A 20,286-nucleotide genomic window follows, 5' to 3' on the forward strand; every position below is an offset into this window, starting at 1 on the left:
CGGCCATCGCCACACGATGCTGGACGATACCGACATCAACGCGCAGCGCCACATCCGCGGCGCGGTTGCCGGTCTCGTTGCGGGTGTGATCGGCGACGGCCGCATCTTCGTCTCCGGCGGGGCCGAGCATCAGGGGCCGGACGGCGGCGGTCTGATTGCCGTCATCGCTTCGCAGCGGAGCGGCGACTGATGCGGATCGTCATCGTCGGCGCCGGGGTCGCGGGCTGCGTCATGGCGCGCAAGCTGTCGCAGCTTGATGGCGTCGAGGTCGTTTGCCTCGAGCGTGTCGCACCCGACGATCATTCCGAAGCCGGCACCGGTCTCAACGTCGGTCCGAACGCCGTGAAGGCCTTGAAACTTGCCGATCCCGCGTTGGCGGCTGCGATCACGGATGCGAGCTTTGCCTGGACCAGTTGGCGCATTTCGCTGACCGACGGTACCGAGCTGTTCAATCTGAAACTGAAGGATGTCGCGGACGGCCCGGGCTGGCGCATCCGCTGGTCGGAGCTTTATCGTGTGCTTCGCGAGGCCGCGCGGCCGACGGTGCATTACGCGTGCGAAATTGCGGACGTCGGCCGTGACCCAAGCAATCCGCGCAAGACCGAGATTGCCTGGACGCAAGACGGCAAACAACATCGTCTAGGCAATATCGATCTCTTGATCGCAGCCGACGGTCGCTATTCCCGCATCCGCCGCTTATTTTCCGGCGAGCCCGCCATCCGTCACACCGGCGTTGCCATCTCGCGCGTGCTGGTGGCCGATACCTCGCGCGGCCTGATCGACGATTACGAGCAGTGGTTCAATGGACCGAAGCGCCTGCTCGCGTTTCGCGTGCCGCCGGCTCACATCTATATCGCGTGCGCGTTTCCGATTGATCCCGACGCAGATATTCCTGCCGAGCTCAAGACGCCGCAGGCCTTGCGCGCGGCCTACACGCCGAGCGGCGCGCCGCCGAGCGATCAGGCCGCGTGGATGATCGACCAGGTCTGCAACAACGTTGAGGATACGCATTGGGCGCGCATGCAGGAACACGATGCGCTCTATCATGCGCAGGACTGCAACGTACTTTATCTCGGCGATGCCGCGCATGGTATGGTGCCGACGCTGGGGCAGGGCGCGACGCAGGCGATCGAGGATGCCGCAGTGGCTTCGACGCTGATCGCGCGGCGTCACGCGCAAGGGCGGCACGACGTTTCATCGTGGCTGAAGGAGATCGCCGCCTTGCGCGAGCAGCGCATGCGGTTTGTGATGGAATTCTCGCTTGCGGCGACCGACACCATGATGGAGGGCGCCGACCCGGTCGCAGGGACGCGCAAAAAGACCGAGGCGCCGTTCATCGATCGTCTCAAGGCGCTTTACAACGATATCGGATTGCCGCTGAATTCGGCCGAACAAGAACAAGGAGAGACGCCATGACGCTGCCGCTTGCCACCGTGCACGGGCTGTTTCACATCGCGATCAAGACGGATGACCTGGCCGCGACGCGCAAGTTCTGGATCGACATTATCGGGCTTAAGGAATTTCCGCGGCCCGATTTCGGCTATCCCGGCGCCTGGCTCGGCTGCACGCAACCGGGCGGCCTTGCCATCATCCATGTCTACGCCGGCGGCCCGGCGCTCGGACCGAGCGGCAAGGCGGATACCGGCACGGCCGCGATCGATCACGTCTCGCTGTCCTGCTCGGGCTATCGCTCCTACGTCTCGCGTTTCAAGGCGGCGGGTCTCGACTTCCGCGAGTTCATCGTGCCCGGCACGTCGCTGTGGCAGTTGTTCGTCTATGATCCCTCCGGCGTGCAGCTCGAACTGACATTCGAGTCCGGCGGCGAAGGAGAACAGAAGCCCGATATGTCGGAAGGACGAAAATACGTCGCCGGCGCCAGCTTCTTCGACAAGGCGAAATATCCCAAGCTGGGCTGAAGGCGCTCGCAACAATGCGTTCGCGCCGACGCCGCTCAACGCATTTGCATCGGCTGAAATGCAACCCAAGGCAGCGATGGTATGAACCACATCATCTAAGGGAGTAAAATGCGTGCGCCGCGCAGCGCGGCGACGATGATGGCGAACATGATGGTTAAGCGGGCGCTAAGGAATTTCAAGCTATCGTGAAACCAATTGATCCATCGCTCCCCATCGTTTTTTTCGTCGCTTTCCCCGGAGAATTCTTGATGCTGCGCAATATGACCATTGCTCCCAAGCTCGCTATGCTGGTGGGCGTCACGTTGCTCGGTCTTTGCGTCGCCGGCGGGCTCGCGATCTACCTGATGCAAGAGGAAATGTACAACGCGCGGGTCGATCAGACCAAAGCGATCGTCACCATGGCCAAGAACATGGCCGGCGAGTTGAAGCGTCAGGTCGATGCCGGTGAAATGACCAAGGACCAGGCGATGGCGATGCTGCGCAAGCTCGGCAACGCGATGACCTACGACAACGGCTCCGGTTATCTGTTTGCTACCAGCTATGACGGCATCACCCAGATGGCGCCTGATCCGAAGCAGGTCGGCACCAACCGCATGGATGTGGTCACCAACGGCCGCAAGCTTTCCCAGGAACTGCTGGACGGTGTTCGCGCCAAAGGCGAGATCCTATTGCCTTATGAATATGTCAAGCCGGGCCGCGAGACTCCGATCCGCAAGATCGGTTATGCGGCCGCCGTTCCCGGCTTCGACATGTATCTCGGCACCGGCGCCTATCTCGAGGACCTCGACGCCAAGCTGAGGCCAATCATGTGGCTGCTCGGCGTTGCCATCGTCGGCATCGCCGTGATCTCGGGCGGCATTGCCTGGGTTATCGGCCGCGGCATCAGCCGTCCGCTCAATCTGCTCGGCGCCCGCATGGAAGGCATCGCCGGCGGCGAACTCGACAGTGAAATTCCCGGCGCCGGCCGCGGCGACGAAGTCGGCAAGATGGCCAGGACCGTTCAGGTCTTCAAGGACAACGCCTTGCGCATGCGTGAGATGGAAAAGGCCGAGACCGCAACGCGCGAACGGGCGAGGGCGGAACGCCGGGCGGCAATGGACGACCTTGCAGGCGACTTCGAGCGCAGCGTCAACGGCATCGTGCACTCGGTTTCGACCGCCGCAGCCAGCATGCAGACCACAGCGCAATCGATGACGGCGACTGCAAGCGATGCCAGCGCCCGCGCCGCCAATGTCAGCGCCGCCTCGCAGAGCGCATCCGGCAATGTCGGCACGGTGGCTGCCGCTGCCGAGGAGCTGTCGAGCTCGGTTGCCGAAATCTCACGCCAGGTCGGCCGCTCCAGCGAAATCGCGAGCCAGGCGGTGACCGACGCCGAGCGCACCAATGCGACGGTGCAGGTGCTCTCGACCGGCGCGGAAAAGATCGGCGAAGTCGTGAAGCTGATCCACTCGATCGCCGCGCAAACCAATCTGCTGGCGCTTAACGCCACCATCGAGGCGGCCCGTGCCGGCGAATCCGGCCGCGGCTTTGCGGTGGTCGCCTCCGAAGTGAAGGCGCTCGCCAACCAGACCGCGAAGGCGACGGAAGAAATCTCCGCGCAGGTCGAGGCGATGCAGCAGTCGACCCATGACGCGGTGACCGCGATCAACGGCATTTCGCGTACGATCGCGCAGATGAGCGAGATCACCACCTCGATCGCAACTTCGATCGAGCAGCAGGGCGATGCGACGCGCGAGATCGCCCGCAACATCCAGTCGGCTGCCGCCGGCTCCAGCGAGATCAGCGTCCATATCGGCGGCGTCACGACCGCAGCCGCTGCCACCGGCACGGCGGCCTCTGAGGTGCTGGAGAATGCGCGGGAGCTCGACAACCAGTCGGGCATGCTGCGCAGCGCCGTCGACGGCTTCCTCGCCAAGGTGCGCGCGGCTTAACGGCCGGCATTGCTGAAATCCCCGATTGCTGTCACTCTGCCTCCGTCACTTACCCGACGGAGGCAGAATTGTTTATGGCGCGATTTCTGACGGCGATGGCGCTACTCGCGATTCTGCCGGGCTGGACCGATACCCGCGGTATGGTTCGTGTCGACGCGGCCGCACCCGGCGCGCCTTACGACTTCGTGGTGCATGTCCGCAGGATTCCCGACATCAAATATAACCCGCTGGTGCGCGAGGACCGCAGCCGCATGGCGCGTGACCTCGTGCGCGGCGAATGCCGGCATGCCCGCGTCGTCGGCGAAGATGTCGTCAACCACGAGATCTACGGCATTACGAGCGAATTGCCGGATTACGTCGTGCTGGTGAGCTGCACGAGGCGATAGGGGCGCTGCCCATCAGGGCGTGTCCGCGCAAATCTCCCTGACGCAACCTCGCAGCCAGCGATGCGCCTGATCGCCATCGAGACGCGGGTGCCACAGCAAGGACACCGTGATCGGCGCGACCGCTACAGGAAGCGCGAAGCTGAACATCCCGGCGCGCAGGTTTCCGGTATGCCGTTCGGGAACGGTGGCGATCAGATCCGAGCCTCGCGCCAATGCGAGCGCGGCTGAAAATCCGCTGACGATGGTTGTGACTTCCCGCGTCAGATGAAGCGACCTCAGAGCCCGGTCGATCGGTCCTTCGCCGGTCGGGTGCTGCGCGTCCGTGACGTGCCGTCCGGCGGCATAACGGATGGCGGTGATTTTGCGTCGGGCAAGCGGATGTCGCTTTCGCACGACGCCAACGAAGCAGTCGCGAAACAGCGCTTGCGAGCGGATTTCGGGGCTTGTGAGCTTGCCGATAACACCAGTCTCGAGATCGACCGTGCCGTCACGAAGCGGCGCACTGTCCCGGTCGAGCTTGGGCAAAAATCGCAGGCGGACGCCCGGCGCCTCACGGGCGAGGCGCGCGACGAGACCCGGGCCAAAATTCTCCACAAAGCCTTCGCCGGTTCGCAGCGTGAAGGTGCGAACCAGCGCCTTCAGATCGAGCTTGTCGGCGGGGCCTAGCATCGCCTCACCGTCACGCACCAGCAGGCTAACTCTGTCGCGCAGTTCGAGCGCACGCGGGGTAGGAACCAGGCCGCGGCCGGCCCGCGCGAGCAGCGGATCGCCGGTCGCCTTCCGCAGGCGCGCCAGCGCCCGGCTCATCGCCGAAGGGCTGAGCTGGAGCCGCTTGGCGGCGCGCGCCACGCTGCCCTCCTTCAGGAGGACATCCAGCGTGACCAGCAGATTCAAATCGGCATGAGGCATAGCCGATCATAGCACGATTTTGAACCGATATATGGCGTCAAACGCAATTATCGAGTGCAAGTGATGCGCGTTCCGCCACGTCTGCGGCCGCACTAAATCTCCCGGCATCGCAAATCCATGTCGAGGAGACCGTCGATGTCGAAAAGTTCGCTGCAAATCTTCACCGAGGAAACCAGCGCCGCCTGGGGTCCGCTCACCTCCGAACTGGTCGGGGGATGCTGTGCGCGGATCGAGACGCTTCTAAAGGCGCAACCGACCGAGCCATGGCTCGCCAGCCTGCAACGCGAGTTGCCTGAACAGAGCGAACTGTACCGCGATCCGGCTCACGGCTTTCTTTTGCTGGCCCATGCGGAAGAACGCGGCCGCTTCCGGCCGCCACATGATCACGGCCGGGGCTGGGTGATCTACGGCGTTCAGCAGGGCGAGATGGAGATCAGGACCTATGCCCGCGTTGTGGAATCGGACGGTCAGACGCGGCTGGTGCTGCGGGAGGCCTATTTGGTGCAACCGGGCGAAGTGAGAGTGTATCTGCCAGGCGACATTCACGATACCCGCTGCACCAAAGGTCCCGTGCTCTACTACCGCTTCACCGACCGAGATCTGAGGAAGGAGGAGAGCCAAGGTCACGCCATGACGCGCTATGTCGAGTGCGACGGCGGATGGAGGGTTAGTCCATGAAAGCCCTCGCGGACGCCTCGCTGCCGGCGATCGCCGAGGCGGATTCAGGCGTGCCGCGGCCGCGGCGCGGTGTTGCAGTTGCGGCCGTGCTGCTTGCGATGGCGCTGGTAGTGCTTGATGCCGCCATCGCCAATGTCGCATTGCCGACGATCGCCGCCTCCTTGCACGTGACGCCGGCGACGTCCGTTCTGGTGGTCACTGCCTATCAGACCGCGCTCGTGATAATGCTTCTGCCTTCGGCGGCGCTCGGCGAAAGTCTGGGTTATCGGCGCGTGTTTGCCGCAGGCGTCGCGCTGTTCACGCTGGCATCGATCGCTTGCGCGTTATCGCCATCCTTGCCGTGGCTGATCGCATCCCGCTTCTTCCAGGGCATCGGCGGCGCGGCCGTCATGTCGCTCGGTGTGGCGCTCTTGCGCTTCGTGGTTCCGATCGGATCGCTTGGGGCAGCGATCGGGTGGAACGCGCTCACGGTCGCGCTGTCGTCCGCGGCCGGGCCTGCGATCGGCGCGGCAATATTATCGGTCGGAGGCTGGCCATGGCTGTTTGCGGTGAACTTTCCGCTCGGCGCCGCCGCACTGCTCGCGTCGCGTGCGCTACCGGTTGTCGTCGGGTCGGGGCGGCGGATCGATCTGTTGAGCGTCCTCGCCAACATCGCGGCTTTCGCCGCATTCGTGACAGGCGCGGAGATGTTGCGTGCCGCGCCGGTTTTGGCAATCGGACTGCTTGCCGGGGCCGCGCTCGGCTTCATCGTCTTGGTCCGGCGGGAGATGCCTAAGGCGGCACCTCTGGTGCCGCTTGATCTGTTGCGCACGAATCTCGGTCATCGCGTCGGTGTGCTGTTTCGCAGGTCAGGCCGCGGGTCTGCTGGCGCTGCCGTTCTACCTGCAACATGGCTTGAGCCAGTCAACCCTCTTGACCGGCCTCTACATGACCCCTTGGCCGCTGACGGTTGCGGCGGTCGCGCCGATCGTCGGGCGGCTTGCCAACTTCTCCTCCACGGCCTGGCTCTGCGCGGCCGGCGCTACGGTTCTTGCCACCGGCTTGTTCGCGGCCGCCATCATGCCGCTGCAGGGCGAAGTGTGGCCGCTTGCGTTGTTTACCGCGCTCTGCGGTCTCGGCTTCGGCCTTTTCAACGTGCCGAATAACCGAAACATGTTTCTGTCGGCGCCTGCGATCCGAAGCGCCGCTGCCGGCGGCATCCAGGGTACGGCGAGGTTGACGGGACAGACCTCGGGCGCCGTGATCATGACATTGCTGTTGGCGCTTGTTCAGCTCGACATGGCGCCGCGCATTGGCCTTGCCGTCGGCGCGGCCCTGACACTGGCGGCGGGGTTTGTCAGCCTTTTGCGCGTCGGTCCGACCAACGCCGCGCGGGCGTGAAAACCCTTATGCCCGTTGTGCTTCCGGCACCGGCTGCTCGATCGGCTCGACAGTGGCGATGCCGCGGAGCAGCCGGCCGAGCAGGTCGGAGCCGGTGATGATCCGCTTGCGCGTGCTCCAGACCAGAATGAGATCGTCCTCGATCACGTCGTCTTCAGGGGTTTCCTGAACCACCCGCATCTGCCCGATCACGTCGCCGAGCTTGGTCTTGCCGTCGCGCACGACGATTGGCCGATGCCAATAGGCTTCCCTGTCGAAATCGATCTCGTTGAACAGCGCATCGCGCAGGAAGTGATGTGCATCGAGCACGAAGGCCGGCTCGCCGGTCGCCTGGTCCGTAATGATCACCCATTTCATGCCGGAAGCATCGACCTGGCGCAGGAAAGGATCGTCGGGCGAGCGCGTGAACTGCGGCAGCACGCAGCGCTGGTTGGCAAGCGGCAGGCTGATGATGCTTTTGACGTCGACGAATTCGCCCTCGTCGCACACCGAAATGTCGTCGAGGTCGAGAAAATTCTGGGCCCCTGTCGCTTCCAGTTTACCGATCGTGCCCTCGCTCGTCGAGTGACGCGCCAGCAGCGAGCGCAGGTCCCGTTCCTTCATATAGGCCGGACCTTCCGGGCCGAGCCAATAGTCCAGCAGCATCGCGGTCGGCTTCGCCAGCGGGTAGAACAGCATGCGGTAGAAATTCAGAAAGGGCAGGAAGCGCGAGGTCATCTGCAGCGCGTTGCGCGAGAAATACGCCTGCGGGATGATTTCCCCGAGCATGGTGATGGCGAAGGCCGAGAAGAAGAACGCGGCGACGCCATGAAGCACCGAGTCCGACAGCAGCGTCAGCAGCACGTTGGTCGTGACATTGCCCCAGATCACGGTCGCCAGAACCTGGTTGGCATTCGCCCGCAGCGCCAGCACCTTGATGGCGTCGCTGTTGCCGCCATCAGCTTCGACCTGAAGCCGAAGCAGGCTGAGGCTGAAGACGGCGAGGTTGAGGCCGGCAAACAGCGCCGACTGAACAATGCAGGCGAAGACGCCGAGCCAGGCGGCGGATGTGCTGAACGCGGCCATATCATCGGTCCCAATGTCATGTCGTGACGCAGCCCGCGACCTGCGCGGTTGACCGCTATTCGGCGGCCCGCTGGGCGCCGGCGTCGACTTCCTGATTATAGTCGGACAGCACGCGGCCGTAAGGCAAAGTGAGGTCGGCGATATAGTGATGGGCCGCGATGACGCGGCGGACCGGGAAGTCGGCGACCGGCGGCGAAAAAATCCGCGAGCGGCCCCGGCATCACCGGGGCCGCTGGTTGAGCAAGTTCTTTTTAGGGAAGAACGGCAGCGATCATCGCCGCGGATGTGTTCCGCTCGAGGCTATCGGCCGGTCTGCGTACCTGACGAGGTGCCTCTGGTCGTGTTGTTCTCATTGAGTTGATCGTTCATGCCGTTGTTGACGGTGCCGGCCGTGCCGCCGCTGCCGGTTGTTCCGGCGGTGCCGCCAGCGGTTGTTCCGGCCGTGCCGCCCGTTCCCATGCCGGTGGTGCTGGTGCCGAGGTTTCCGGTGCCGCTCGGCGAGGACACGCCGGACGATGTGCCGCTGGATGATCCGCCGACCGAGCCGGCGGAAGCGCCGCCCGCGGCACCGCCTGCTGCCCCGCCGCCCGCACCGCCACCTGCGCCGCCTCCGCCCCCACCGCCTTGTGCAAAGGCCATGCTGCTCGACGCGGCGAACAACGTAGCCAGCATCAGCGTCTTGATCTTCATTGGTCGTCTCCCTGGTTTTTAGGACCGGGACCAAGCGCGCGCGTGTAGCGACGTTCCAATCACGGTAGCCATCGCACCGGCAAGCCGTTTCACATTGTCCTGAGATGTCGTTGTGCAGCGTTTTGGACGGCAGAGGGAAGGCAGCCCGTCGCACCCCAGGGAACACCGGTTTGCACGGCGCGTTGGCTTTCGATCAATTCAGGAAAGAGGCTGCCATGCGTTTAAGATTTGCTGTTCCCATCATTGCCGCCGTCGCGGCCACAGGTGCCATCGCGTTCACGACCACGCCAGCCTCTGCCGGCGATTGGGCGTACCGGCACCACTATCGGATGCACCATCACTACTACCGGGATTATTCCGGCTATATGGACCCGTATAGCGGTCACTATGACCCCGAGTTCCAGCATAACAGGGAGAACTTCGGCTTCAGCGGTAGAGACCCGTCACGGGTCGGCGGCGAAGATCCGACTCTTCACCCGCCCGGGATCGGCCGCTAGTTGGCTTAAGGCCGCCAGGAATTCTTACATTCGCCGCGCCAGCGCCGGCTGGAAGATGCGCTTGATCGCCGAGGAAAAGCCGTGACGGCCTTGCTCGCGATCGACCACGGACTGATCGGTCACCCAGTTGAGCTGGATGGCGCGGCGCTTGCCCTCGAACGGATGATGGCCGTGCCATGAGTTGTCCGATCGCTTGAAGACCAGAAGCGTGCCGCCGGATGGCTCGACTTCGGCGACGTAGTTTTCCAGGTCGGTGCCGTTGCGCAAGATGCGCAACCGGCCGGTCGAGCTCTCCCAGGACTCATCGTTCATGTAGAGCAGCACGGTGATGATCTTGGTCTTTGAATCCGTGTGTATCTTGCCGTCGCGGGCGCGGCAGAAGCCGCGCACGGTGTACATCGTCGGCCGGCTGGTCAGGTCGATGTCGAACTTTTCCTCGATCAGTTTGCGGAACGGGGCATCCAGCAGTTCGTCCATCAGCGCCTTGAAACGTCCTGAAATCTTCAGTCCGGCCGGCGGATGCGAGCCCGGGCCCGGCACCTCGGGATAGTCGGCCAGGACCTCTTTCAGCCTCTCGCGTTCGACGAAATTGCGCACGATCAGGTAGTCGAACGGCTCGTGTTCGACCGGCGTTGAGCGAAGCGCATCAAGTCTCAGCATGGTTCCTCCTGGTACGGTGAGTACCGCGTGCCGTTCGCCCCTCCGCCGGCCTCGGCCGCGTCCGGCTGGCCCTTTCGGGGCAGGCTAAGCGGCTTTTGCCCTTCGGTCCACAGCCGGTCATAGACGGCGCGGATGCCGCGTGCCTCGGCGGCAAGGGAAAAATTGGCCTGGACGAATTCGAGCGCAGCGCGGCCGGCCTCTCTGGTGGCTTGCGGATCGCGCAGGTAAGGCTCGATGGCGGCCGTGAGCGCATCGCCGTCGCCCGCCGGTACGATCGCGCCATTGAGGCCGGGTTTGATCATGATCGGAAACGAGCCGGCGTCGGAGGTGACGACCGCCGTCTGCGAGGCCATCGCCTCGAGCGGGGTCAGGCCAAAACCTTCCTGGCGCGATGGCGCGACGAACAGCGTGAAGCGGCGATACCACACCGCGATATCCTCGACATCCCCTAAGAAGATGATCCGCTCGGTGAGGCCGGCGGCCGCGACCTTTGCCTTGAGTTCGCGCTCGAATGCGAGATTGTCTGACGTGGTGCGGCCGGTGATGACCGCCGTCCAGTCCGGATAGTGCGGGAGCAGCCGTACCATCGCCTCGACGAACAGGTCGGTGCCTTTCTGGTGGCGAATGCGCCCGGTGCAGCCGATGGCGTATTTGCCCGGCAATCCCGTCGAGGCGTAATCGTCGGCCGCCTCGCACGGCGGGTGGAAATGCTCAAAGTCGGTGCCGTGCGGCACCACCGTGTAGGGAACTTCAAGGAAGCTGCCGGAGCGCTCGCTGGTTGCGATCACCGCATCCATCCTCCGCAGCATCCAGCGCGTCAGCGCCTTGTGCCGCCGCTGTCCGGCCGAGTTGAAGATCAGCTTGATCGGCGCGCGCAGCACATCGCGTAACACGAGGCCGACGATCATCTCGTTGTTGCGGCGGCAGTGATAGATGCGGAACGGGCGGTGCGCCGGCCGGCGAAACAGCTTTGGCACGTCGCGCCAGCGCATGCGCGGTACGCGCGCCGGCAGGTCGAAGCCGAGGGCGGCAATCTTCAATGTCTTGGCCTGCTCGGGCACGAGCTGCACGACCGCGGTCGTGCCGCCGGACTGGCGCCAGTTGAAATTCGTGGCCACCACCTCGATTTCGGAGAAATCGCCCGTCAAGCCATTGATTCCCTTAATGATCCGTCCGGTGCTCTCGGCGCCTCGCCCCGCTGGTTACCTCAACAAGGTGGCAGCGTCCATAGCGGGTATAGGCACCGTCTAGCCGGATGCACGGCGGCTTTACCTTGCCCGTTTCCAGACGAATTCCAGCGTGACACCGGCGGGGTTGCGCGGATTCGTGAACCTCATTTCGTCCGCTCCGATGGATGTAACGACCCGGCGCTGGTTGGGCGCGCCAACCAGATTGGGAAACGTACTCGCCTCGACCGTCGGGATGATGGTCCGGGTGCTTTCGTCCACGGTATAGGTGCCGGTGTAGGCGATCGATCGCGACGCTATCGCCATGGCTTCGTCCGGCGAGGGGCGGGCGGGATCGCCCGAGGCGAAGTTCGGCACATCGATTGGCGTCGTGATGAAATGAAAATGGCCGTCGGCGGTATAGGTAACCGCGCCCCGCAAGTTTGGGCGTGGCACGTTGCTTCCATCCTCGCGTTTGCCCGTGCTTGAGACGTAAATCCAGGTCCCAACGATCTGGTCCCTGAGTGGCGTCTCCGCTGCGCCGCATCTCGATGGGACGGGGGTCGTGACCAAAACAAGCAAACAGACAATGAGGGCGTGGCGCCGTTGCATGATAGTCTCCCGGTTGAAGTTACATCTGGACTCGGTGTGACGGATCAAATGCGGCCTTGCCGGCAGATTACGCAAAGCTGTTGAGAACAGGAACCGGGGCCTCCCGACCAGGTTACCGACCGTGCCAAGAATGTGCCCGGCGCGCGACTTGGTCCCAACAAGAATCTTTCATGGTCAGGCCATCACATGGCGCTATTGTCGCCGCGGCCCCGGAATTTAAGGTCGCGCCTGCTTTTTTTGACGCTTTTTGAAAGAATTTCAGATCGCATTTTTCTAGAGGCAATCATGGCACTCGAAATCATTGTGCGAAAGCGCCGCAGTGATCGTCCGTCGCAGCCGGACTCGCGTCTGTCCGATCCGGTCGAAGGTACGAAGCAAGAGGACCTGCCGGCCAACGACAATGAGGGAGCCTGGCCGTTCATTCCCTTGACGGCTCATTCTAGACGGTAGCCGTCAGCATTCTGTTGCGGGGATGAAGTGATCGAATCACGACCGGCGGCACGAAAATCGTCGGCGGGTACATCGCGACGCAAACACCGTCCAAATCGGGCGACGCAAATCGTACTATCGGAATCGCGCAAATCCACGAACCCGATCGGTATCGCCTTACAATTCGTGGCGCAAATCGGCCGGCCGTGTCGCAAGAAGGGTTAGACGGCCAGTAAACACGCTTGCGTATTTTCCTGCGGCTTGAGAACCGATGGCGTGATGTCATCGTCGCTTCGCTCAAGCGTCAGGAGCAAATCGATGACCCGGCCCGCTACAGATCACTCCAACAACGAACGCGAAATCCGGCTGCGCTTCATGCGCATCGACAGGAAAACCGGCGATGCATTGCGAGAGTTCTGGCCGGCGGTCGAAAAAGCGTTGCCGCGAATTCTCGAAGGCTTTTACGCTCACGTCGGGAGCGCGCCTGCCTTGGCCAAGCTGATAGGCGATCAGTCCGCGCGATTGAAGACGGCGCAAGGCACGCACTGGGCGCGCTTGTTCAATGGAAAGTTCGATGAAGCCTATATTCAGGGCGTGCGAACGATCGGGCTTGTCCACAACAAGATTGGACTTGAGCCGCGCTGGTATATCGGCGGATACGCCTTCGTGCTCTCTCACCTGACCGACCTTGCGATCGCGACTTATGGCTGGCGAAAGCGGCGGCTTGCCGAAGTCATCACCGCAGTCAATTCGGCCGTGATGCTCGATATGGATTTCGCGATCTCGGTCTATCAGGAGGCGATGCTCGAGGACCGGGCCAAGCGGCAAAGGGCCGTCGACGGCCTGATCGCGGCCTTCGAGGGCACGGCGACCAGCGCACTCGCGGCATTGTCATCGTCGTCGGGCGAGCTCAAAAGCACGGCTGACAGCATGGGCCAGACTTCCGAGCAGACCAAGCAGCAGGCGGTCAGCGTCGCATCTGCATCGGAAGAGGCTTCGGTGAACGTGCAGACGGTCGCCTCGGCGAGCGAGGAAATGGCGAGTTCGGTCAACGAGATCGCGCGCCAGGTGAACGAGTCGGCGGCGATCGCGCAGGCGGCCGTCGATTTGGCCAACAAGGCGGACGCGCGCGTGCATTCGCTCTCGGGCGCCGCCAGCAAGATTGGTGACGTGGTCGACCTGATCAGCACGATCGCCGGTCAGACCAATTTGCTGGCCCTGAATGCGACGATCGAGGCCGCTCGCGCCGGTGAGGCGGGAAGAGGATTTGCGGTTGTTGCCTCAGAAGTCAAAAGCCTCGCCGAACAGACGGCGAAGGCGACCAGCGAAATCAGCCAGCATGTATCGGGCATCCAGACCGCGACGCAGGAGTCGGTCGAGAACATCAAGGAGATCAGCGGAATCATCGGCCGCATATCGGAAATATCGACGGTCATAGCGTCCGCGGTCGAAGAGCAGGGCGCGGCGACGCAGGAGATCGCCCGCAATGTTCAGGAGGCCGCAAAAGGTACGTCCGACGTCTCTGCGAATATCGAGGCCGTGAGCAAGGCGGCAAACGAGACCGCGGCGGCTTCGGCGCAGGTGCTGGCGGCGTCGTCGCACGTTGCAAAGCAGGGCGAACTCCTGAGTGCGGAAGTCGAGCGCTTCCTGCAGGGAATCCGTGCAGCCTAGCTTCTAAAAGGCGGATCGAGGTGCGAAATTCGCCTTCACCGTGTGAGCACCCGTATCCCAAACTTAGGGTCAACAGTGCTGCGAAATGCCGCGGCATTCTGGCGAATTTTGTGCTGGCTTGGCGGAAATCGGACAAAGCCGACGGCTGCTCTGCTCAATATGATGTTGGTAATCTAATTGGCGCCGGTCCTATGATTCGTGCCGGGAGAGGGGCTGATTTGATCGACGGGGCATATTTGGAAGCGTATCCCGTTGTCCGCTCGGACGATGCAGATTTCGCTCGCGACCAGCTCGTCGCGACATATGGTATAAGCGGATTTGATGCACGCGGTGACGGCTTTTCCATCCGCGCCAATTTTGCTCGCCTGGCCTCGATCGGTCTGGCTTACTGCGCCTATGACGGCAGGGTTTCACTGTCTTTTCCCGAAGCGGATTTCATCCGTCAGTTTTTTTCGATTTCGGGAGAGGCAAAATTCAGCACGTCTTATCTGAGCAGGCCGATCTGCGCTTGGAGCCCATTTCTGCCGGCCGAATCCAGGCTGCGACTCGATTTCGAAGCCGGCTATCGTCAGTTGGTCGTGAGGATCGATACAAGCGCTCTCGAGCGGACTCTAAAGAACCTCCTCGGAGATGCGAGCGATCAAAAGCTTGTTTTCATGCGCGAGGATCCGGATCCGGCACGAATGCCGTTTATCCGGCAGGATGTTTTTCGCTTTGCGCAGGAGATTGGACGGTTCGGCAATTCGTATTCTTCGCCGGTGCTGGCCGAAATGGAGCAGAATTTGATCCTCAGGTTTCTGCTGGCGCACCGGCACAATTTTTCGGATCGCCTCCAGCGTCCTATCGCGAGGGCTGGCCGTGCCGTTGTCGACATCATTGAGGCGTTCATCGAGGCGAATTGGGACAAGCCGATCCACGTCGCGGACCTCGCACGGATCGCCAATGTCAGTGCGCGAACGATTTTTCGCGAATTTGCCGTCGCTGGCCGCGGCTCGCCGGCGCAGTTTGCCAAGCACGTGCGGCTGCGACGCGCCGCCGAGTTCCTGAGGCAGCCGGACCTCCGCACCACGGTGACCGGTGTCGCATTCAGGTGCGGCTTCCAGAATCTGGGCCGTTTCTCCTCCGACTACGCGCAGCTGATGGGTGAGCTTCCTTCCGAGACGCTGAGCCGCGCCAGGGCACGGCTGTAAGGACGCGCCAAGCCGTCGATCGTCTACAGCATCAATCTTGATGCGGCAGCGCGCGCCTCTTCGAGCGAGGATTCTGCTTCCGCGTAACTCTGCCAAAGACCGTCGCGGTGTTCGACCGGACAATTCCTGATGACTTCGGCAAGCTGCGCCAGCGAAATATCCAGCATCAGAAAGCCTCCGCGAAGCAGAACTCCGATCGACGGCTGCTGTCGTTCTGTGGCTTTAGGGAACGGTATGACGTTTGTCATCGCAACTCTGCCCGGCTCGCGCCCTACGTTACGCGATCGCCGGTTGATGCATCTTGAATATCAATGTCGGTTTTCGGCAAGCCGTCTGAAAGGCAAGATTCGGCCCGGCTGTCGTAAATCGGTCAAATGCGGCGATAACCGCTCTCGCGCTACAACTGCCGCATCAACCGATGTTCAGGATATTGCAATGCCAAACGTCATCCTTCTTCGCGGCAGACATCCTCAGCGGTCGGGGGCTCCGGGCCGGATCCCGAAATCATCGCCCGTGCCGCCTGCACTTGTCGAATGCCTGCTTGCGACGATTCGACAGACAGAGGCGGTTGTCGCGATGGCCGAGCAGGCCTTGTCGCAGGCGGCAGCGCTGGATCGCGATCTGCCGGCGCCATTCAGGGGAAGTTCCGCACAACGTCTCGTCGAACTGAGATGCCAGCTCGACCAGGCCAAGGACGTCATTCGGGATCTTCGCAGGAAACTCGAAAATTGAGAGCAAGAAGGCGGTCAGGAAGACCGTCTGCCAGCGTCTCGCGCTTCGCGCGCCCGTCGTTCTTCCATCAAACGTTTGCGATTGTCGTGAAAGGCCTTTTGCGCGGCTTCGTGCTCGCGCATTGCCTGTTCGGCGTCCGCACGCCGCTCGGCATCTCGGGCCATTCGCTGTTCAGGTGTGAGTACTCGCGCCGGGCGAGCTGAAAAGTGTTCAGCCATGATTCTATAACGCCCTGGATGCCAGACGGTTCCGAACCGGAACTTGCCCCGACAGCTCGCGGACCGGGAGACCCTTCCTCCCACTTCAATATGTGGGCCGCAACCGTCTTGCTTCAAGACCCGCTTCATCCCGTAGAACCGCCGCCAAATCGGAACCTTAAAAGTTCACCGCCTTGAGGGGGTCTTGAATGGATGCAGCAGTGTCGAATGCGGCGATGGCCGGCCATGCCGTCGTGATTGCGGGCGCAGGTCCGACCGGGTTGATGCTGGCGGGCGAACTTGCGCTCGCGGGTGTCGACGTTGCGATCGTCGAGCGGCGGGCGAGTCAGGACCTCGTCGGATTGCGCGCCGGCGGTCTGCACGCCCGCACCATCGAACTGTTCGATCAGCGCGGCATCGCTGAGCGCTTTCTTGCGCGGGGACAAGTCGCGCAGGTCGCGGGCTTTGCCTGGATCAGGCTCGACATCAGCGACTTTCCGACGCGCCATCCTTACGGGCTCGCGCTGTGGCAGATCGAGATCGAACGTATCCTCGAGCAATGGACCCGCGAATTCGATGTGCCGATCTACCGCGGACGCGAGGTGATCGATATCGCGCAGGACGAGGCCGGCGTCGACATCATGCTCGCCGGCGGGATGCGTCTGCGCACCGGATATCTCGTCGGCTGTGACGGCGGGCGCAGCACGGTTCGCAAGGCCGCCGGCATCGACTTTCCCGGCGCCGAGCCGACATCGAGCAGCATCATCGCCGAGGTCGAGATGGCCGAGGAGCCGCAATGGGGCGTTCGTCGCGACGCGCTCGGCGTTCACGGAATCAGCCGGCACGAGAATGGCGGGCCGCTGCGGGTCCTGGTTTGCGAACAAAGCTGCGATCGCACCAGCGAGCCAACGTTGCGCGATCTCAGCGCGGCGCTGACCGCGGTGTACGGCACCGATTACGGCGTCCACAGTCCGACTTCGATATCCCGCTTCACCGACGCGGCGCGGCAGGCGGCTTCATATCGCTCGGGCCGCGTGCTCTTGGCCGGCGATGCCGCCCACATCCATCCGCCGGTCGGCGGGCAGGGGCTCCAGATCGGGGTGCAGGACGCGGTCAATCTCGGCTGGAAGCTGGCGCAGGTGGTGAAGGGAACGTCGCCCGCGGCGCTGCTCGATACCTATCACGCCGAGCGTCACCCGGTCGCCGCACTGGTGCTGCGCAATGCCATGGCGCAGATGGCGCTGCTTCGCGCCGACGAGCGGACCGGCGCCTTGCGCGATTGCGTGGCCGACCTGCTGAGCATCGATCAAGCGCGCAAACGCTTCGCCGCCATGATGTCGGGGCTTGATATCCGCTACGACCTCGGCGAGGGACATCCGCTGCTCGGTCGCCGCATGCCCGATCTCGATCTCGTCACACCGGACGGCCCGCGGCGCGTCTTTGCGCTGCTGCACCGGGCGCGGCCGATTTTGCTCAATCTCGGTGAGGCCGGCCGCTTCGACATCGCCCCGTGGGCGGATCGCCTTCGCCTCATCGACGCGACATATGCCAATTTTTGCGAGCTTCCCGTGGTCGGCGCGGTCGCGCTGCCCGACGCCGTGCTGATCCGCCCCGACGGCCACGTCGCCTGGGTGGGCGAGGGGACGCGAGCCGGACTTGCCGAGGCGCTCACACGCTGGTTCGGCGAGCCGGCAGGTGCGCCTTCGGCAGCACGCAGTGAATGCCCTTGTTTTGATCGACGGTCTGGGTGACGCGCAAATCCGCAGCCAGCGAGCACAGCGTATAGGCATCCTGTCGCGACAGGCCGGAGTGTTCGCAGATCAGTGCGATCATGTCGCGCAGCGCCTGCTTCACCGCGTCGTCCAGATCCTCGTCGAACCCCATGGTGATCCAGGCGTTGGGCGTCTCGGCGCGCGGCGTCGTGAGCTTGAGATTCTTGCGCACATGGAATTCGAAGGTGCCGGTCAGCGGCACCTCGATCGCAGTCAGGCAGACCTCGCCGTCGCCCTGCACGCCGTGGCCGTCGCCGGCGGAGAACAGCGCGCCTTGTACGAACACCGGGAAATATGTCGTGCTGCCGACGCCGAGTTCCTTGTTGTCCATGTTGCCGCCGAACACCCGCGGCTGCACCGACGACAGCCGTCCCCAGCCCGGCGCCGGCGCGACGCCGAAATTGCCGAAGAACGGTGCCAAGGGAATTTCTTGTCCCCACGGCAACTTCGCGACGTTGCGTTCTCGATCCAGCGGAATATGGATGCGGCGCAATTCCGGAAAATCTTCCGGCAGCGTACCCAAAAACGGCGCTTGCAGATTCCAGCCCCAGTCGGTGCGCAGCTTGATGTCGAGCAGGCGTACTTCCAGCACGTCGCCTGGCTCCGCGCCCTCGACGTAAATCGGCCCCGTCAGCAGATGCGGGCCGGGCCCACGAAAGGTGCGCGTCAGAACCTGTTCGTGATCCGGCAACACCGCAAACGGCGATCCCGGCTCCGGCAGGTCCTCGGGCTCGCCGGACAGCGTCTCGATGGTGACGCGGTCGCCCGAGGCGATTTTCAGCACCGGCGGCAGGCTGGCGTCCCACAGTCCCCAATGCACATGGCCGGGTGTCGAGCGAAGCGTGTGTTCCATGGTTGCTCCCCTGATCGCAGCCACGTTTCGGCCGCGCAAGCGCAAGACCGTGCAATATGGATGCCAGCGGAGGAGGAAAGCGCAGCGGAAGCGGACCGCGCCCTCAATAAACCTTCGGCACGAACATCTCTTCCGGAATCCTTTCGCGGTGATAGGCCGGATCGTGAATTCGGTCGGGCAGCGTGACGGCGGGATGGGTGACCTCGCCATAGGGAACCTGGGTCAAGAGATGCGCAATACAATTCAGCCGCGCGCGCTTCTTGTCGACGGCCTCGACCACCCACCACGGCGCTTCCGGAATATGGGTCCGGCGCATCATGTCTTCCTTGGCCTTGGTATACTGCTCCCAGCGCGAGCGCGACTGCACGTCCATCGGCGACAGCTTCCATTGCTTGAGCGGATCATGGATGCGCATCATGAAGCGGAACTGCTGCTCTTCGTCGGTGATCGAGAACCAGTATTTGACCAGGATGATGCCGGAGCGCACCAGCATGCGCTCGAACTCCGGCACCGAGCGGAAGAACTCCTCGACCTGGTCTTCGGTCGCAAATCCCATCACGCGCTCGACGCCGGAGCGGTTGTACCAGGAGCGGTCGAACAGCACGATTTCGCCGCCGGCCGGCAGATGCGAGACGTAGCGCTGGAAGTACCACTGCGTGCGCTCACGCTCGCTCGGCGCGGGCAACGCGGCGACGCGGCAGACCCGCGGATTGAGCCGCTGGGTGATGCGCTTGATCGCGCCGCCTTTGCCGGCGGAGTCGCGCCCCTCGAAGATCACGACGACCTTGAGTTTTTGATGCTGCACCCAGTCCTGCAGCTTCACCAGTTCGCCTTGCAGCCGCAGTAGTTCCTTGAAATAGACGTGACGATCCAGCCCCTCCTTGGCGTCGGGCAGGGGGCCGGCGCCTTCGAGCTGCAGCAGGCGATGATCGTCGAGCTCCATCTCGATCTCTTCATCGAGCGTGTCCTGCAAGTCGGCGTCGATCAGCTCGCGCATGCGGGCGCCGTCGGCATTGCGTTCGGTCATCGAAATCCCCTGTGGTGTCGTCCTGTAAAATTCCCGCGTCTTTTGACGGGGTTGTGACAATGGCCGGAGGTCGCGGCCATTGTTTCGGTTGCGGGCATATGAGGACCTGTATTCAGCACGAATGCGCAGGCGCCGACCAGCCGCAACAACTTGCGGACCATCCCCGATTGCAACGACACGGCTCGGGCGGCGTTGTCTCTCCTGGAACAGGAGAGCGCGAATGGCAGATCAATCGCCCAAATCCCCGTATTCCCGCAGGGAAGTCGTAGGCGCGGGGGCTGCACTGGCGGCCTCATCGATAACGCCGGCCTCGGCGAACACCGGGGAGGGGAAATCCGGGCAGCCTCTGCTCAATCCGAACGACAAATATCCCTCGCCCCCCTTCAAGAAACAGTCGCAGCCCTGGCCGGGGCTCGCGAGCCAGATGGATCCGCCTCCGGACCATGGCGAACAAACCTATCGTGGTTCGGAGCGGCTCGCAGGCCGAAAGGCGCTGATCACCGGCGGCGATTCCGGAATGGGACG

General features: G+C 63.2%; 23 protein-coding genes and 3 pseudogenes. 14 read left to right on the forward strand and 12 right to left on the reverse strand.

Annotated features, from left to right (window positions below; all coding sequences use genetic code 11):
- From VFL62_RS17750 to VFL62_RS17770, 5 genes are all read left to right on the forward strand, one after another.
- The coding region (locus tag VFL62_RS17750; RefSeq protein ID WP_325173688.1) for a ring-opening amidohydrolase at positions 1-190 on the forward strand (190 nt) is incomplete at its 5' end.
- Entirely contained in the window at positions 190-1,416 is a 1,227-nt protein-coding gene (locus tag VFL62_RS17755; protein ID WP_325173689.1) for an NAD(P)/FAD-dependent oxidoreductase, read from the forward strand. The genes VFL62_RS17750 and VFL62_RS17755, both read left to right, overlap by 1 nt.
- Complete coding sequence (locus tag VFL62_RS17760) at positions 1,413-1,916, forward strand: VOC family protein (RefSeq protein WP_325173690.1); 504 nt, start codon at positions 1,413-1,415, stop codon at positions 1,914-1,916. The genes VFL62_RS17755 and VFL62_RS17760 overlap by 4 nt, the downstream gene beginning before the upstream one ends.
- A gap of 248 nt (positions 1,917-2,164) precedes the next feature.
- On the forward strand, positions 2,165-3,847 hold the full coding sequence (locus VFL62_RS17765; RefSeq protein WP_414644758.1) for a methyl-accepting chemotaxis protein: 1,683 nt from the start codon (positions 2,165-2,167) through the stop codon (positions 3,845-3,847).
- 74 nt (positions 3,848-3,921) lie between these two features.
- A complete protein-coding gene (locus tag VFL62_RS17770; RefSeq protein WP_325173692.1) occupies positions 3,922-4,233 on the forward strand; it encodes a hypothetical protein in 312 nt (103 codons plus the stop codon).
- Between the two features lie 12 nt (positions 4,234-4,245).
- Here the strand turns inward: VFL62_RS17770 and VFL62_RS17775 are convergent, their stop codons facing one another.
- The gene (locus VFL62_RS17775) at positions 4,246-5,142 is read right to left on the reverse strand and encodes a LysR family transcriptional regulator (protein WP_325173693.1); all 897 of its coding nucleotides are present in this window, start codon (positions 5,140-5,142) and stop codon (positions 4,246-4,248) included.
- 135 nt (positions 5,143-5,277) lie between these two features.
- On the opposite strand from VFL62_RS17775, the gene VFL62_RS17780 reads away from it, so the two are divergent.
- Positions 5,278-5,820 carry a hypothetical protein gene (locus VFL62_RS17780; protein WP_325173694.1) on the forward strand — a complete coding sequence of 181 codons (543 nt, stop codon included), beginning with the start codon at positions 5,278-5,280 and terminating at the stop codon, positions 5,818-5,820.
- Here VFL62_RS17780 and VFL62_RS17785 read toward each other — a convergent pair.
- Positions 5,810-6,019, reverse strand: coding sequence for a hypothetical protein (locus tag VFL62_RS17785; protein WP_325173695.1), 210 nt, complete (start codon positions 6,017-6,019; stop codon positions 5,810-5,812). The genes VFL62_RS17780 and VFL62_RS17785 overlap by 11 nt on opposite strands.
- Between VFL62_RS17785 and VFL62_RS26920 the strand changes: the two are divergent.
- Positions 5,919-6,506: pseudogene (locus VFL62_RS26920) on the forward strand (MFS transporter); the annotation flags it as partial. The gene VFL62_RS17785 and the pseudogene VFL62_RS26920 overlap by 101 nt on opposite strands.
- Before the next feature lie 145 nt (positions 6,507-6,651).
- Positions 6,652-7,200: a hypothetical protein gene (locus tag VFL62_RS17795; RefSeq protein ID WP_325173697.1), complete on the forward strand. Its 549-nt coding sequence runs from the start codon at positions 6,652-6,654 to the stop codon at positions 7,198-7,200.
- A gap of 6 nt (positions 7,201-7,206) precedes the next feature.
- On the opposite strand, the gene VFL62_RS17800 is transcribed toward VFL62_RS17795, so the two are convergent.
- The 3 genes and pseudogenes from VFL62_RS17800 to VFL62_RS17810 all read right to left on the reverse strand — a co-directional run bounded on the left by VFL62_RS17800 (position 7,207) and on the right by VFL62_RS17810 (position 8,955).
- The gene (locus VFL62_RS17800; RefSeq protein WP_325173698.1) at positions 7,207-8,265 is read right to left on the reverse strand and encodes a DUF21 domain-containing protein; all 1,059 of its coding nucleotides are present in this window, start codon (positions 8,263-8,265) and stop codon (positions 7,207-7,209) included.
- A 55-nt stretch (positions 8,266-8,320) separates the two neighbouring features.
- Positions 8,321-8,455: pseudogene (locus VFL62_RS17805) on the reverse strand (acetoacetate decarboxylase); the annotation flags it as partial.
- Between the two features lie 110 nt (positions 8,456-8,565).
- On the reverse strand, positions 8,566-8,955 hold the full coding sequence (locus VFL62_RS17810; RefSeq protein ID WP_325173699.1) for a hypothetical protein: 390 nt from the start codon (positions 8,953-8,955) through the stop codon (positions 8,566-8,568).
- A 170-nt stretch (positions 8,956-9,125) separates the two neighbouring features.
- On the opposite strand from VFL62_RS17810, the gene VFL62_RS17815 reads away from it, so the two are divergent.
- Positions 9,126-9,452 (forward strand): hypothetical protein, encoded by a 327-nt coding sequence (locus VFL62_RS17815; RefSeq protein WP_325173700.1) that lies wholly within the window; start codon positions 9,126-9,128, stop codon positions 9,450-9,452.
- A gap of 24 nt (positions 9,453-9,476) precedes the next feature.
- Here VFL62_RS17815 and VFL62_RS17820 read toward each other — a convergent pair whose 3' ends face one another.
- The 3 genes from VFL62_RS17820 to VFL62_RS17830 all read right to left on the reverse strand — a co-directional run bounded on the left by VFL62_RS17820 (position 9,477) and on the right by VFL62_RS17830 (position 11,890).
- Positions 9,477-10,112, reverse strand: a complete 636-nt coding sequence (locus VFL62_RS17820) for a 2OG-Fe(II) oxygenase (RefSeq protein ID WP_325173701.1) — start codon at positions 10,110-10,112, stop codon at positions 9,477-9,479.
- The gene (locus VFL62_RS17825) at positions 10,106-11,260 is read right to left on the reverse strand and encodes a glycosyltransferase family 4 protein (protein WP_325173702.1); all 1,155 of its coding nucleotides are present in this window, start codon (positions 11,258-11,260) and stop codon (positions 10,106-10,108) included. The genes VFL62_RS17820 and VFL62_RS17825 overlap by 7 nt, the downstream gene beginning before the upstream one ends.
- A 120-nt stretch (positions 11,261-11,380) precedes the next feature.
- Positions 11,381-11,890: a lipocalin-like domain-containing protein gene (locus VFL62_RS17830; RefSeq protein WP_325173703.1), complete on the reverse strand. Its 510-nt coding sequence runs from the start codon at positions 11,888-11,890 to the stop codon at positions 11,381-11,383.
- Positions 11,891-12,637: 747 nt separating this feature from the next.
- On the opposite strand from VFL62_RS17830, the gene VFL62_RS17835 reads away from it, so the two are divergent.
- Complete coding sequence (locus tag VFL62_RS17835; protein ID WP_325173704.1) at positions 12,638-13,990, forward strand: globin-coupled sensor protein; 1,353 nt, start codon at positions 12,638-12,640, stop codon at positions 13,988-13,990.
- A 191-nt stretch (positions 13,991-14,181) separates the two neighbouring features.
- The gene (locus VFL62_RS17840; protein WP_325173705.1) at positions 14,182-15,180 is read left to right on the forward strand and encodes an AraC family transcriptional regulator; all 999 of its coding nucleotides are present in this window, start codon (positions 14,182-14,184) and stop codon (positions 15,178-15,180) included.
- A 23-nt stretch (positions 15,181-15,203) separates the two neighbouring features.
- Here VFL62_RS17840 and VFL62_RS17845 read toward each other — a convergent pair whose 3' ends face one another.
- Entirely contained in the window at positions 15,204-15,347 is a 144-nt protein-coding gene (locus tag VFL62_RS17845) for a hypothetical protein (RefSeq protein WP_325173706.1), read from the reverse strand.
- Positions 15,348-15,414: 67 nt separating this feature from the next.
- Between VFL62_RS17845 and VFL62_RS17850 the strand changes: the two genes are divergently transcribed.
- Positions 15,415-15,912, forward strand: a complete 498-nt coding sequence (locus VFL62_RS17850; RefSeq protein WP_325173707.1) for a hypothetical protein — start codon at positions 15,415-15,417, stop codon at positions 15,910-15,912.
- A gap of 14 nt (positions 15,913-15,926) precedes the next feature.
- Here VFL62_RS17850 and VFL62_RS17855 read toward each other — a convergent pair whose 3' ends face one another.
- Positions 15,927-16,130, reverse strand: coding sequence for a hypothetical protein (locus tag VFL62_RS17855; RefSeq protein ID WP_325173708.1), 204 nt, complete (start codon positions 16,128-16,130; stop codon positions 15,927-15,929).
- Positions 16,131-16,318: 188 nt separating this feature from the next.
- On the opposite strand from VFL62_RS17855, the gene VFL62_RS17860 reads away from it, so the two are divergent.
- Positions 16,319-17,860 carry an FAD-dependent monooxygenase gene (locus VFL62_RS17860; protein WP_325173709.1) on the forward strand — a complete coding sequence of 514 codons (1,542 nt, stop codon included), beginning with the start codon at positions 16,319-16,321 and terminating at the stop codon, positions 17,858-17,860.
- Here VFL62_RS17860 and VFL62_RS17865 read toward each other — a convergent pair.
- Entirely contained in the window at positions 17,778-18,734 is a 957-nt protein-coding gene (locus VFL62_RS17865; protein WP_325173710.1) for an acetamidase/formamidase family protein, read from the reverse strand. The two genes, VFL62_RS17860 and VFL62_RS17865, sit on opposite strands and share 83 nt — an antisense overlap.
- A gap of 103 nt (positions 18,735-18,837) precedes the next feature.
- A complete protein-coding gene (ppk2, locus tag VFL62_RS17870; RefSeq protein WP_325173711.1) occupies positions 18,838-19,761 on the reverse strand; it encodes a polyphosphate kinase 2 in 924 nt (307 codons plus the stop codon).
- 220 nt (positions 19,762-19,981) lie between these two features.
- Here ppk2 and VFL62_RS17875 point away from each other — a divergent pair.
- Positions 19,982-20,286 (forward strand): annotated as a pseudogene (locus tag VFL62_RS17875) (NAD(P)-dependent oxidoreductase); the annotation flags it as partial.

This window comes from Bradyrhizobium sp. (genome assembly GCF_035701725.1).
Taxonomy (GTDB): Bacteria; Pseudomonadota; Alphaproteobacteria; order Rhizobiales; family Xanthobacteraceae; genus Bradyrhizobium.

Coding starts and splice junctions, on each gene's coding strand:
- VFL62_RS17845 (WP_325173706.1), bottom strand. CDS start 15,347: ATGCTGGATATTTCGCTGGCGCAGCTTGCCGAAGTCATCAGGAATTGT.
- VFL62_RS17850 (WP_325173707.1), top strand. CDS start 15,415: ATGACGTTTGTCATCGCAACTCTGCCCGGCTCGCGCCCTACGTTACGC.
- VFL62_RS17840 (WP_325173705.1), top strand. CDS start 14,182: ATGATTCGTGCCGGGAGAGGGGCTGATTTGATCGACGGGGCATATTTG.
- VFL62_RS17770 (WP_325173692.1), top strand. CDS start 3,922: ATGGCGCGATTTCTGACGGCGATGGCGCTACTCGCGATTCTGCCGGGC.
- VFL62_RS17775 (WP_325173693.1), bottom strand. CDS start 5,142: ATGCCTCATGCCGATTTGAATCTGCTGGTCACGCTGGATGTCCTCCTG.
- VFL62_RS17855 (WP_325173708.1), bottom strand. CDS start 16,130: ATGGCTGAACACTTTTCAGCTCGCCCGGCGCGAGTACTCACACCTGAA.
- VFL62_RS17760 (WP_325173690.1), top strand. CDS start 1,413: ATGACGCTGCCGCTTGCCACCGTGCACGGGCTGTTTCACATCGCGATC.
- VFL62_RS17865 (WP_325173710.1), bottom strand. CDS start 18,734: ATGGAACACACGCTTCGCTCGACACCCGGCCATGTGCATTGGGGACTG.
- VFL62_RS17800 (WP_325173698.1), bottom strand. CDS start 8,265: ATGGCCGCGTTCAGCACATCCGCCGCCTGGCTCGGCGTCTTCGCCTGC.
- VFL62_RS17820 (WP_325173701.1), bottom strand. CDS start 10,112: ATGCTGAGACTTGATGCGCTTCGCTCAACGCCGGTCGAACACGAGCCG.
- VFL62_RS17860 (WP_325173709.1), top strand. CDS start 16,319: ATGGATGCAGCAGTGTCGAATGCGGCGATGGCCGGCCATGCCGTCGTG.
- VFL62_RS17835 (WP_325173704.1), top strand. CDS start 12,638: ATGACCCGGCCCGCTACAGATCACTCCAACAACGAACGCGAAATCCGG.
- ppk2 (WP_325173711.1), bottom strand. CDS start 19,761: ATGACCGAACGCAATGCCGACGGCGCCCGCATGCGCGAGCTGATCGAC.
- VFL62_RS17765 (WP_414644758.1), top strand. CDS start 2,165: ATGCTGCGCAATATGACCATTGCTCCCAAGCTCGCTATGCTGGTGGGC.
- VFL62_RS17755 (WP_325173689.1), top strand. CDS start 190: ATGCGGATCGTCATCGTCGGCGCCGGGGTCGCGGGCTGCGTCATGGCG.
- VFL62_RS17810 (WP_325173699.1), bottom strand. CDS start 8,955: ATGAAGATCAAGACGCTGATGCTGGCTACGTTGTTCGCCGCGTCGAGC.
- VFL62_RS17830 (WP_325173703.1), bottom strand. CDS start 11,890: ATGCAACGGCGCCACGCCCTCATTGTCTGTTTGCTTGTTTTGGTCACG.
- VFL62_RS17780 (WP_325173694.1), top strand. CDS start 5,278: ATGTCGAAAAGTTCGCTGCAAATCTTCACCGAGGAAACCAGCGCCGCC.